This window comes from Calothrix sp. NIES-2098 (assembly GCF_963875125.1).
GTDB lineage: Bacteria > Cyanobacteriota > Cyanobacteriia > Cyanobacteriales > Nostocaceae > Aulosira.
This window is the reverse complement of sequence record NZ_CAWNKJ010000001.1, coordinates 4600921-4613444: the sequence shown is the minus strand read 5'-3', so window position 1 is coordinate 4613444 and position 12524 is coordinate 4600921. Positions and strand designations below refer to the sequence as shown.

Below are 12524 nucleotides of genomic sequence, written 5' to 3'. Positions count from 1 at the left end.
TTTTTTATTGGTGGGAGTCGGGAAGCACTAGATCCGACAACTCAGAAAGATTCCCGTGCAAAACGGCTAGTTCTTTCTCGTCGGTTGTGAGCATCGTCGCCGCCGTGCCCAGTTGCCCTTGGAGTTCGGCGATAAATTTATCCTTATCGGCAATAATTGCGTCTTTATCGGCTAGCTGGCTACGTAGCTTATCGTTGTCGTTTTGCAGTTTACGGATGAGCTTGATTGCCGCTTGCAATACGGCTAGTAGCTGGTTGAGTGGCATCGGCGCGAGATAGCGATATTTCATGTAGTCATTTTCGCTGCTACCGCCAAACTTCAGGGATTACACTGGGGAAATTCATAAAAGCTTCACGATATCATCCCCCTAACGACACATGAAGTCACTCACTAACGAACAACAAGCCAGAGCGATCGCACTTTTAGGTAGATGGGAGCGATCGCTTTTTATTGACAACGAGTAGCAAATTAAAAACCGCCTGTAATAGCGGTTAGAGAGTCAAAATTAGTAGCAATTGAGTAGCAAAAATCAGCCGACGCTACTCTTAATCTTTCAAAGCATTGATATTAAAGGCAAATCGCGTTAACTAAGCGATATATATATGTACTACATAAAAAATCAATTTAATTAGTAATTTGTTTAAAATTTTGCTACTAAATCACTTACTTTGTAACGTCATAACAGTCACTTCTGGAGGACAAAATAAACGTCCGGGGAGATAAGTTCCTAAACCACGATTAATATATAATTGATTTTTTCCTAAGTAATGTAAACCCTGCGCCCATTCCCAATGACGAATGAAGGAGTAATCGTTTCGCAAATATGGAATGCGACGGCGGATTTTTACAGGAATTTTGCGCACAATTTTTTGATAGTAAATGACTCCAGTTCCCAATCCTGGAATTACAACTTGACCGCCATGAGTATGACCAGATAATTGTAAATCTACTCGCCAAGCTTGCAATATTTCCGCAGTATCAGGATTGTGTGATAAAACAATCCGAGGCGTAGCGGTGTCTAGTTGGTTCATGACTGTTACAGGGTGAAATTCCCTAGAGTAAGAATCTGCTAATCCTACTAGGGGTAATTCTTTCCCAAAAGGATAGGCGATTTCATTCCACAGAACGCGAACGCCAATTTTATTCAAAGCTTCAGTGATTTCTGCTCTTGAGTGTTTGTAACATATATCATGGTTGCCCAATACAGCATAAATACCAGCCCGACTGCGGAGATTTTTCAGCCGTAAAGCCAAGTCGTGAATTGGTTTTGGGCTAGCTGTTACATAGTCACCAGTTAAGACAACTAAATCCGGTTCCGCTTGATTGCTAACTGCGATCGCTTTTTCGAGCATTGCATCCGACAGCCGCAAACCATCATAATGAAAATCCGACATCTGCACCAGTTTTTTACCTTGTAAGGATGCAGGTAAGTCTGCAATCTTAACCGTCAATTTCTCTGTACTCAACGGCCCAGATAGTAACCAGTGCATAAAACGCTCATCATCCTGAATATTAGCGCTTATAGCTTAACGAAAAATTAGGCGATCGCTCGTGCGGCTAAAACAATTTCTTGAAAAATTCATGAATATCTTTGGTTTTTTATGTATTTGTACTTAACTGATGCTCAACTAGCATGGCTATTAACTACTATGACAAAGCCCACCTGCGTGGGCTTAATGTCTTTAGCCTATGTAGGTGGGCTGTGTTCGATTAACCGCACCATTCAATGAAAACTGCCAGATGACAATCTTAAGCAGCGACTTTTTCTTCAAGTGGTTTAAAAGTCTTTTTGGTAGCGCCGCAAATGGGACACTTCCAGTCATCGGGAATTTCTTCAAATGGTGTTCCAGGTGCAATACCAGAATCAGGATCGCCAGCAACCGGATCGTAAATCATACTGCATTGTCTGCAAATCCATTTCCGAGTTTTGGGATCGTCACCTGCAACTCTAGTAGCTGCTTGTCCGCCGTTCAGAACTTCTAAAGCTTCAGCATAGCGATCGGCGTGGTAATTTTCGATAAATTTTAGCAAGCCAAAACGATGTGCTGCTTCTCGAAATGTATTGGCATGATCGGTAGATTCTTTAGCTTGCTTGAGAAATTCTTCCGCAGCAGAACTATCGCGATCGCGTTGAGCAGCAGTGGCAAATTCTGGATACATTGTAGTGTATTCATAAGTTTCGCCTTCAATTGCTAATGATAAACAACGAGAGACAATTTCTCGCTTTTGTTCATCAGTTAAAGCTGACGGATCTTTAACAACTAATTCTGGATGCAGCAACTCAAAATGCGCAAAAGCATGTTCTGTTTCTTGTTCTGCTGTTTCTTTAAAAAGTTTCGCTAAGTCTGTAAACCCAAGTTTACGCGCCACTTCAGCAAAAAACAAATACTTCCGATTCGCCATCGATTCACCACCGAAGGCAGCTTCTAAGTTTTGGAGTGTAGTAAAGTTAGACAAATCCATAATCTTTGGATGCTTGTAATGTGGTATTTTGCTTGGAAATACAGACTTTAAAACTGAGTAAATTAAAAGATACTCTAATGATTTAGAGACGTTTTATACAACGTTTTTTATGCTACATTAATTTACCCGTTTTGTTAGCTGTACCAGGACAATTATAAAACTGAAAAGTTTTACCTCTGGGAAATTCTAGGTTTAATTTATTAGATAGCTTCAGGTGATTCCGCCGTTCACGCGGATATTTTGCCCGGTAATCCACCGTGCTTCATCGCTCGCTAGAAATGCTACTACATCAGCAATTTCTTGTGCATCTCCTAGTTTTCCTAAAGCTGCCATTTGCGCTAGACGGTTGATTTGTTCTTCGGTTTTACCGTCGCGGAACAGTTCTGTATCTGTGGGGCCTGGAGAAACAGCGTTGACTGTGATTTTTTTTGTCCCTAGTTCTTTAGCTAAGACTCTGGTTATTTGTTCCACAGCTCCTTTTGTGGCGACGTAAGCGCTATAAGTTGGTAGCATCATCGCTGTGGTTGAAGAAGAAAAATTAACGATCCGCCCTCCTTCCACCATCCTTTGGGCGGCTTGTTGGCAAGCAAAATAAGTCCCTTTAATATTGACTGCGACAAAATTGTCGCAGTCGGCTTCTGTAACTTCAGCGATCGGTTTATAAATAATGGTGCCAGCATTATTGACCAAAATATCAACTTTGCCAAATTGCTCAATAGTTCGATCGAATAGCCGCTTAATGTCAGCTACTTGGCTGATATCTGCTTGTACGGCGATCGCCTTTCCTCCTTGCTGAGTAATTTCGGCGACAACCTCTTGGGCTTTAGCTGTGCTACCTGCATAGTTAACGACCACAGATGCACCGTTACTAGCTAACTTCAGTGCGTAGACGCGAAGCGGCTTGTCGTTAGACATCGCTCTACCAATACCTCGCGATGCACCAGTGACAATTGCAACTTTTCCTGCTAAAGGTGCCATATCTAGATCTCACTTTGTGTTGCTGATGATTGGGATGGACTTCAAGAAACTAGAACGCGGGAACGCGGAGAGTTTTTTAGGTAATAAATAAAAATCCTTCTCCCCGCGTCCTTGCATCTATTTAATTACCTGGGTTGTGTGGGGAACCTTACCATCCTGAGTAGGTTCTGGGAGTTGGGGTGGCTGGCGATGGGGACGGAAGCGATCGCGGATTCTGCTGACTACGATATATAAAATCGGCACGACAAACAGACTTAGTAAAGTAGAAACAATCATCCCGCCAGCTACGGCTGTACCAAGAGATTGTCTGCTAGCCGCACCTGCACCTTCCGCTTCGACTAAGGGAAAAATACCTAAGATAAAAGCGAAGGAAGTCATGAGAATCGGGCGTAAGCGTTCCTCAGATGCTTGGATGGCAGCTTTGACTAGAGGAACACCGCGTTCTCGCAGTTGGTTAGCAAATTCCACAATCAAAATGGCGTTTTTACTCGCCAAACCAATCAACATTACTAAACCAACCTGACAAAATACATCGTTGGCTAGACCCCGCAAAGACTGAGCCGATAATGCCCCTAAGATAGCTAGGGGAACGGCAAACATAATAATCAGAGGATCGACATAGTTCTCATACTGTGCAGCCAGTACCAAAAACACGAAGACCAATCCCAAGCCAAAAATTAAGGGTGCTAAACCCCCAGATTGTTGTTCTTCAGCTGTAATCCCTGACCATTCGTAACCCATACTTGCAGGTAAAACTTCTTTCGCTAATTGCTCCATTGCGTTGGTTGCTTGTCCCGAACTAAAGCCAGGAGCAGCTGAACCGTTGATTTCAATCGATCGGAACAAGTTGTAGTGAGTAATGGTTTGCGCTCCTGTAGTGGGAGTAACTTTCACTAAGTTGCTCAAAGGTATCATTTGATTCGTGGCAGAGCGCACGTACAACTTACCAATATCTTCAGGATTAGAGCGAAACTTTGCGTCTGCTTGTATATACACCCGGTAAGTCCGCTGTAATAAATTAAAGTCGTTGACGTAGCGCGAACCCAAATAACTTTGTAAGGTGTTAAAAATGTCGTTGACTTTAACTTGTAAAGCTTTGGCTTTGCTGCGATCGACTTCAATGACCATCTGCGGTGTATTGGCACTAAATGTACTAAACACAGCTTGCAATCCTGGTGTCTGATTACCGCGTTGGAGTAACTGACCCATGATTTGTGTCATGGTACCCAAGCCGTTATTACCAGCTCTGTCTTGTAGCTCGAATTGGAAACCGCCAAAACTACCTAAACCTTGAATCGCTGGGGGGTTAACTGGTAAAATCCTCGCTTCTGGGATTGCCGATAGCACTCCCCGCAGTCTATTCATAATGCCTTGTGCTGAGTGTTCCTCACCAGCGCGCTCGTTCCAAGGTTTGAGTGTGGTAAAAATAGCACCACTGTTAGCAGTGTTACCACTGAAACCAAAGCCACCAATGGCGAAAGTACCAACTACTTCCGGCAATTTCAGGATTTCTTTTTCTACCTTAGCCATGACGTTGCTGGTGTAGTTGAGTGACACCCCTTCTGGCCCTTGGATAATCGTGATGAAATAGCCTTGGTCTTCTTCTGGAATAAAGGCTGTAGGCACGCGGGTATAGACCCAGGCTGTTAAGCCCAAGGATAGGACAAAGAGCAGCACAACGATCGCGGCGACACGGTTTAAACGAAAGAGAGTTTTTTCATACCCTCTGCGCATCCAATCAATAAATCTATTGACTACCCCGAAAATCTTGCCTAACCAACCACGGGGTTTTTGTCCGCGGCGTAGTAGTAAGGCGGAAAGCGAAGGTGTGAGAGTCAGAGCTAAAAAGGTAGAAATGGCAATCGAAAAGGCGATCGTCAGCGCAAACTGTTTGTAAATCTGCCCTGTGGAACCGGGAAAGAATGCCACGGGAACGAATACAGCCATCAATACCAAAGAAGTGGCAACTACCGCCCCAAACAACTCGCGCATAGATTCCGAGGCTGCTTGGCGTGGTGGCATTCCCTCATCTTCAATCAAGCGGGCGATGTTCTCCACAACGATGATCGCATCATCCACCACTAACCCCGTAGCCAAGGTGATGCCAAACATCGTTAGAGTGTTGATCGAGAACCCAAATACCTTGATAAAGGCGAATGTACCGACCAACGCCAGGGGAATCACAATTACCGGAATTAAAGTTGTGCGCCAGTCTTGCAAGAACAGGAATATCACCAACACAACAAGCGCGATCGCTTCCACCAGCGTCTTCACAACTTCTGCTAGCGAGGCTTCCACGAACGCTGTCGTATCAAAAGCCACTTGATATTTCATCCCTGGCGGAAAGCTTTGTGCTAGTTTCGCCATTTCCACTTTCACTGCCTTAGCCACATCCAAGGCGTTACTTCCAGGAGTGGGAAATATCCCTATACCAACACCCTCGTTACCGCGAAATCGCAAAAACGAGTTATAGTTTTCTGCTCCTAGTTCCGCCCTACCGACATCTTTGAGTGTAATTAGCGAGCCATCAGCAGCAGTTTTCAGGACTATATTGTCAAATTGAGAGACATCTGTCAGCCTACTAACTGCTGTCAAATCTATTTGGTAATTTTGATCCTTATCTGTAGGCTGCTGTCCAATTTGCCCTGCACCTACCTGTACGTTTTGCTCGTTGAGTGCATCGATTACATCCTGGGCGGTGAGATTGCGACTGGCAAGACGGTTAGGATCGAGCCACAGACGCATCGCATAACGGCGTTCGCCAAAAATTCGCGCCTCGCTCACACCTTTAATTCTTTTGAGGGCATCTACTATATATAAGTCGGCGTAGTTGCTTAAAAAGACGTTGTCAAAAGCCTGTTTATCGGCATACAACCCCATCGCTAAGAGGATGTTGTTGGATTGTTTGCTAACCGTGACTCCAGTTCGCTGTACGGCGTCTGGTAACAACGGTTGCGCCACAGAAACCCGATTTTGCACATCTACCGCCGCAATATCTTTGTTGCGGGATGCATCAAATGTCACCGTAATTGTACTAGTACCGTTGTTACTACTGTTTGAGGTCATGTATTTAATGCCCTCAACCCCGTTAATTTGGCGTTCTAAAACAGTCGTGACGGTATTTTCGACAACTTCAGCACTTGCACCCACATAATTAGCAGTGACGTTAATTTGTGTCGGGCTAATTTCGGGATAGCGATCTGTAGGCAGTGTGGGGATGCTAATTGCTCCCACCAACAGGATGATGATAGAGCAGACACTGGTAAATACAGGTCGCCTGATAAAGAAGTCAACAAACATATAAATCGTTGCTTAAGTATTAAAAATGGGGCATTGGGCATGAAGACATAAGGGCATAGGATATTGACTTACCCTTCCCTTATTCTCTTTGTCTCACCTTGTCTCCCTTTCCTTGTCTCCAGTCTCTACTCTGGAATCACAGGAACACCGTCTCTCAGATTTAGCAACCCAGAGACGATAATTTTTTCATCTGGCTGCAATCCTTCCAGAACTTGGTAGTTATTGCCTTGGATATTGCCTAACTTCACCTGCTTTTGCCGAGCTACTAATTGGGAATTACCTTGTGGAGTATTTTCGGTTTGCGCTACATAAGCGAATGTTTCACCCGCTACACGAGATACTGCTGTTGTAGGAATTAAAACTCCAGATTTTCGATTCCAAATCACTCTAGCACGCACTAATTGGTCTGCCCGCAACTTACCTTGCGAGTTATTCAATAGTGCTTTGACTAGGATTGATTGAGTACCATTACCGATATTTGGCGAAATAAAGAATATTTTACTTCTGCCTAGAGGTTGCCCTTGAGCATCCATGACTTCTACTGGTAATCCTTGACGCAATTGAGAACCGCGTTCGAGAGGCACGGAGATGTTGACTTCTAAAGGTTGATTTTGAGTGATTGTCGCAAGTTGTGTTGAAGTATTGACAAAATCACCAACTTTTACGGGAATATCACCCACTGTCCCAGCAAAAGGAGCAGTAATTTTGTAATACTGAAGCTCAACTACTTGTTGGTTAGTATTTGCTTCTGCTTGCTGCAAAGCTTTTTCTGCCTGAGTTATAGTTGCTTGCTGTGCTTGAATTTTAGAATCAATGGCAGCAAGTTGCGCTTTGGCTGTAGCCAACCGATTGGCGTACTGATCCCTGGTTTGCCGAGATACTGCGCCTTCTTGAGCAAGGCTAGTGTACCTGTCATAATCTTGCTGATTTAATCGCACATCAGCAACATTAGATAAGCGATCGGCTTGTAGGGATTTGAGTGTGGCAAGGGCATTTTGGAGTTGCGCTCTGGCTGCTTGCGATCCAGCATTTAACCCACTAACTGCTGCTTGTTGCTGTCTTGGGTCTACTTGAATAATTGGCGTTCCCTGAGCAACTTTATCTCCCGATCGCACAAATATCTGCGTGACTTGACCTTGAATTCGTGGTTGTAGCCTCACTGAACGTCGGGATTCTAGGTTGGCAATAAAATCTGAACTCTCCTCAATTGTACCAGCTTGTACAGGTGCTATCTTGACTCGTACCCCTGGTGGAGCATTATTTGGCGCAGCAGCTTGATGTTGCGGAGTTACCAAACGCCAAACTATGGCAGTACCACCACCAAGCAATAATAGTGCAGCTAACAGTAACCGAAGCCACCGCCGTTTTTGTGGAGGTGGCTCAAATGACGGCTCTGGAACACGTTCTTCAAAATCAGTTTGATGTTCAGGGGATGTCATGATATACAGGGAACCTAAGGAGAATTAAAGCTGATAGATTTAATTTACTGATTTAGGATGAAGCTTGATGAGAAATTATATGATATGCCATCTCAAATATACTTCCTTTATAACTTGCGCTAATCTACCGAAAGGTGAGTGATAAAATCCAGTTTACAAATATAGTCATCCCCCTGTCTTTTGAATTCTTGCGAAAAATGTTCTATTTTTGCTAACAGGCGATCGCTTCTGAGATATTGCTAATAATAAATGTAATTTTTTATTCTTCTGTCTAAGGCAAGAATTTGATTTTTTACACTTAATTACTTTAGTAAATAAATATAAAACCCCCCAACAGAGAAGATTTGGAGGGAAAATAATTTAAAAAGCTATTTAGTTTAATGTATATTCACTAACAATACTTAATAAAAATGCTACCGCTAAGACAGTTATCTTTTGATGACCAATGTTGATGAATGTAGAGATGAATTATCCAATATAGACGCAATCAACAGTTGTTCAAAAGCTTTTAAAAGCGCTGTTTGGAAACACTGGTCACGTTTGAGTTTGAAACCGGGTCGTACTATTTCTATACTTTGCCTAGACTATGATTATTTAATTTCTCGCATCCGCTTCAAAGATAAAGCCTACAGTAGAATAATATTACTCAAGCGCTCTAGAAATTGAAGCCAAACGTTTGCGCTGTCTTAACCAAACTTCACATACTTCTTTGGTAAGCCGGATTTCTTCCTCAGTCAAAAGCTCATCCGGTTTTTTTTCGGCTAGAATTTGAGCGACTTTAGCAGCTTGATGATAGTCTACGCCATATTTAACTAATTCTGTGTGCCAAAATTGCTGTTTGTCATGTAACAATTTATGTTTATCTGTAAAAAATATCATTTTTATGCTATATTCTCTGTTTCCTTTACTCTAATTTCTAAAATTTGTAAACAAAATACTTCTTACTCCAGATAGATAAAAGGATTGCTTTAGCTTCTCTTTATATTCTGAAACAAAACGGCAGATATCTTTAAGTAACTTCATTGTTAAGCTAAAAAATAGCTCTGTGAATTATTCACAGAGCTAATTAAGCGATCGCATTGTCTTCTAGAACGCAGCCAACCTCAACTGTATTACCTTGTAGTATAGCTACTTGGTATTAAGCCAAATCGAAAAGCAGGATTTCTGCACTAGCGTTGGTGCTAATTTCGAGTTTCTCTTCGCCACTGATTTGTACGCCATCGCCTGCTTTGAGTTCTTCGCCATTGAGAGTGGCTGCGCCTTGGGCAACGTGTAACCAGGCATAGCGATCGCTCTTGAGATGATAATTAACAACATCACCCTTTTCGAGAACAGATGCGTAGAGATCGAGGTCTTGGTGAACTACCACAGCCCCATCACGTCCATCTTTAGCCGCAATTAAACGTAGTTTTCCGCGCTTCTCTTCTACAGGAAAGTTCTTTTGGTCGTACCTTGGCGTTAACCCTACCTTATTGGGTAACATCCAGATTTGCAGAAAGTGAACCGGCTCAGTTTGCGAATGATTGTATTCACTATGGGTAATACCAGTACCAGCACTCATAATCTGTGCGTCACCGGGACGAATTACCGAACCTGTCCCCAGGCTATCTTTATGCTCTAAAGCGCCTGATAACACATAAGTGAGGATTTCCATATCTCGATGACCGTGAGTTCCAAACCCAGCACCAGGAACAACCGTATCATCGTTGATCACTCTTAAAGCGCGAAATCCCATGTAGTTGGGATCGTAAAAACTCCCAAAGGAAAATGTGTGGTAACTGTTCAGCCAACTAATTTTAGTATGACCGCGGAGTTTGCCATCGTGAATTACTAAATTCTTGGTACTTTGAGACATAAATATACCTCTTGCCTAGTTGATTTTCTTGTATTTACAAATTGATAACTGTAAAGTTAAGCAATAAAGATATTCAGGTTTTATTGGCTAAAACTTGAAATTCAATATTCAGTTTCATAATTCTATTTAGTTTCCCTAATTACTGCATTTTAGTTGCATTCAAACAGCCAATTTTCTTTGTAACTGAATTGCTTTGTGTTGTTTATGGTTTTGATTTTTTCATCGAATGCAACTTGGTATTAGATTTATTTTTGAACTATTTAAATAGTAATGTATGTACATATAAAATGAAAAGTACGCACTTAAAAGTGACGTACTTACCAAAAAGTTACTGCTATAGCAATCCTAAATTATTTGTGAAAAATTCATCATACTCTAGGTAATGCTCTACCTCTGAAGTTTTAACAAATCAGATAGGACTGCTAGAAATGAAATCTCAAAATTTCTTACTTGACAGCAACTGGCTGTTTAGTAGCTTTCCCTGCGGATGCGCCATTCTCGGCTTTGATTTCAGCTATTTGCAAATGAGCCTCTAAGAACCACAGACGCTTATCAATGGTGCGAGAAACTTCAGTATATAGGTCAGCAGTATCAAGATCGCCTAAATCATCGGTTTTGGCGATCGCGTCCCGCAAATGTTTAGCATAAGGTGCAAAGCGATCTGCTAAAGCGGTTACATGGTCTATGCCATCTAAAACATCAAAGGGATATTCTGGCAAAATTGAATTGCTAGCAGCGGCGCGCGCTGTTCCTAAGGCGTAGCCACCTAAAGCTGTGACGCGTTCGGCAAACATATCGATGTATTCTTCGAGTTCGCCAGCAATTTCATCAAACAATTCATGCAACTGATAAAAATCAGTGCCTTTAACGTTCCAATGAGCTTGTTTTACTTGGGTTTTCAAGTCTAAAGTAGCTGCCAAAGTTTGGTTGAGAAGTACCACAATTTGAGATCGCGCTTCGGCAGGAATATCAATGCGGGTGGGATAAAGACGGGATGCAATTTTATTGTCGCTCATGTGTTGTATCTGCTTGGAATCTCATCACAATAACTCTACAAATAGTGCAGGAGTTTTTGGAACTTCCCGAAGACAGAGGGAATTTTGGCATTCATCAATTATTATCTTCTTTATGAGCAAAATCACTCACTCAGGCTCGATGGTTATCTATAGCACTAAATGTGCCACCAAAAAGGCGATCGCGGATCGTATCGTTCTGTAAGAAATCATGGGGGAAACCCAACTCAATTTGACTAACTTCATGCAGGCGTTGCAGATGTTCTGGCGATAAATTGACATCTAAAGCTGCTAAGTTATCTTGAAACTGAGTCAGCTTGCGTGCGCCGATAATCGGGATAATTACACCGCTTTGGGCGCGTAACCAAGCTATTGCTACTTGTGAAGGTGTGCGTCCAATTTCCGCAGCAACTTGACTAACCACATCTGCGATCGCTAAACTGCGTTCGGAAATACTGCCAGTTGTAGGATTGGTTAATCGCCCTTGTTCGTCCCCTGCTTGCGGTGGCTTGTTATACTTACCTGTCAGCACGCCACCACCTAAAGGCGACCAAGGTGTTACAGCTAAATCCAAGGCTTTGGCCATTGGGATTAAGTCCCGTTCTGGTGTGCGCTGAATCAAACTGTATTCAACTTGCAAAGCAACGAAAGGAGTCCAGCCTTGATACTGAGCGATCGTGTTAGCTTGAGAGATAATCCAGGCAGGTGCGTCAGAAATGCCAACGTAGAGAATTTTACCTTGACGAACCATATCGTCGAGCGATCGCATCACTTCTTCTACAGGTGTTGTAAAATCCCAGGCGTGCAACCAAAATAAATCAATATAGTCAGTATTCAGCCGTTTCAAACTGCCTTCCAAAGACTGAACCAAATTCTTGCGATGATTGCCGCTACCGTTAGGATCGTTTTTATTGTCGTTCATCCGCAAAGGGAACGAGTATTTAGTCGCAACAACAAAACGTTCTCGGTCTTGAGCAATTAACTCACCAACAATTTTCTCGCTCGTACCATCTGTATAACCGTTAGCGGTGTCGATGAAATTGCCACCTGCTTCCACAAAAGTATCAAAAATCCTCCGACTTTCATCTTGGGAAGCGCCCCAACCCCAATCTTCACCAAAGGTCATTGTTCCCAAGCAGAGTTCAGAGACTCTCAACCCGCTTTTACCCAAAAGTTTGTATCTCATCACAACTTTCTCAATGACTGAAATTGAGTGTAGCGATGTGTTGCACTTTTGTCTTTGTCAGTTTTTGCTAACAATATCAAAATCTTGCTGCCATATCCGCAAGCTTTCACTTTGGAAGAGTAGAACTATACAAACAAAGTCTGCAAAAGTAGTCAATACTATTTGTGTTACGGCTATGTAAGGATTTGAGTGTTTGAGAGAGGGAATTATAGCCGTAAAATACCATCCGATACAGAGCGTTAAAGGAGCGAGTAACGCAATAGCAATAAAATACGAGTAACATCCACAGT

Annotated in this window: 10 protein-coding genes; all 10 read right to left on the bottom strand. The window is 42.6% G+C overall.

The window, feature by feature from the left end; translation table 11 throughout:
- Positions 1-4: 4 nt before the first annotated feature.
- Positions 5-289, bottom strand: coding sequence for a hypothetical protein (locus AACU33_RS19170; RefSeq protein ID WP_096590170.1), 285 nt, complete (start codon positions 287-289; stop codon positions 5-7).
- A gap of 370 nt (positions 290-659) precedes the next feature.
- Positions 660-1490, bottom strand: coding sequence for a metallophosphoesterase (locus AACU33_RS19165; protein ID WP_096590169.1), 831 nt, complete (start codon positions 1488-1490; stop codon positions 660-662).
- 259 nt (positions 1491-1749) lie between these two features.
- On the bottom strand, positions 1750-2463 hold the full coding sequence (locus tag AACU33_RS19160) for a rubrerythrin family protein (RefSeq protein ID WP_096590168.1): 714 nt from the start codon (positions 2461-2463) through the stop codon (positions 1750-1752).
- A gap of 210 nt (positions 2464-2673) precedes the next feature.
- Positions 2674-3441: an SDR family oxidoreductase gene (locus tag AACU33_RS19155; protein ID WP_096590167.1), complete on the bottom strand. Its 768-nt coding sequence runs from the start codon at positions 3439-3441 to the stop codon at positions 2674-2676.
- A gap of 117 nt (positions 3442-3558) precedes the next feature.
- A complete protein-coding gene (locus AACU33_RS19150) occupies positions 3559-6741 on the bottom strand; it encodes an efflux RND transporter permease subunit (RefSeq protein WP_096590166.1) in 3183 nt (1060 codons plus the stop codon).
- A 125-nt stretch (positions 6742-6866) separates the two neighbouring features.
- Positions 6867-8180, bottom strand: a complete 1314-nt coding sequence (locus AACU33_RS19145) for an efflux RND transporter periplasmic adaptor subunit (protein ID WP_096590165.1) — start codon at positions 8178-8180, stop codon at positions 6867-6869.
- A 642-nt stretch (positions 8181-8822) separates the two neighbouring features.
- Complete coding sequence (locus tag AACU33_RS19140; RefSeq protein WP_096590164.1) at positions 8823-9059, bottom strand: hypothetical protein; 237 nt, start codon at positions 9057-9059, stop codon at positions 8823-8825.
- Positions 9060-9318: 259 nt separating this feature from the next.
- Entirely contained in the window at positions 9319-10035 is a 717-nt protein-coding gene (locus tag AACU33_RS19135) for a pirin family protein (protein ID WP_096590163.1), read from the bottom strand.
- Between the two features lie 446 nt (positions 10036-10481).
- Positions 10482-11051 (bottom strand): DNA starvation/stationary phase protection protein Dps, encoded by a 570-nt coding sequence (dps, locus tag AACU33_RS19130; protein WP_096590162.1) that lies wholly within the window; start codon positions 11049-11051, stop codon positions 10482-10484.
- A gap of 130 nt (positions 11052-11181) precedes the next feature.
- Positions 11182-12234: an aldo/keto reductase gene (locus AACU33_RS19125; protein ID WP_096590161.1), complete on the bottom strand. Its 1053-nt coding sequence runs from the start codon at positions 12232-12234 to the stop codon at positions 11182-11184.
- Positions 12235-12524 lie beyond the last annotated feature (290 nt).

What these genes read in the sequence shown, in the direction of transcription:
- AACU33_RS19125 (WP_096590161.1), bottom strand. Translation starts at nt 12,234, where the DNA reads ATGAGATACAAACTTTTGGGTAAAAGCGGGTTGAGAGTCTCTGAACTC.
- AACU33_RS19150 (WP_096590166.1), bottom strand. Translation starts at nt 6,741, where the DNA reads ATGTTTGTTGACTTCTTTATCAGGCGACCTGTATTTACCAGTGTCTGC.
- AACU33_RS19165 (WP_096590169.1), bottom strand. Translation starts at nt 1,490, where the DNA reads ATGCACTGGTTACTATCTGGGCCGTTGAGTACAGAGAAATTGACGGTT.
- AACU33_RS19160 (WP_096590168.1), bottom strand. Translation starts at nt 2,463, where the DNA reads ATGGATTTGTCTAACTTTACTACACTCCAAAACTTAGAAGCTGCCTTC.
- AACU33_RS19170 (WP_096590170.1), bottom strand. Translation starts at nt 289, where the DNA reads ATGAAATATCGCTATCTCGCGCCGATGCCACTCAACCAGCTACTAGCC.
- AACU33_RS19140 (WP_096590164.1), bottom strand. Translation starts at nt 9,059, where the DNA reads ATGATATTTTTTACAGATAAACATAAATTGTTACATGACAAACAGCAA.
- AACU33_RS19145 (WP_096590165.1), bottom strand. Translation starts at nt 8,180, where the DNA reads ATGACATCCCCTGAACATCAAACTGATTTTGAAGAACGTGTTCCAGAG.
- AACU33_RS19155 (WP_096590167.1), bottom strand. Translation starts at nt 3,441, where the DNA reads ATGGCACCTTTAGCAGGAAAAGTTGCAATTGTCACTGGTGCATCGCGA.
- dps (WP_096590162.1), bottom strand. Translation starts at nt 11,051, where the DNA reads ATGAGCGACAATAAAATTGCATCCCGTCTTTATCCCACCCGCATTGAT.
- AACU33_RS19135 (WP_096590163.1), bottom strand. Translation starts at nt 10,035, where the DNA reads ATGTCTCAAAGTACCAAGAATTTAGTAATTCACGATGGCAAACTCCGC.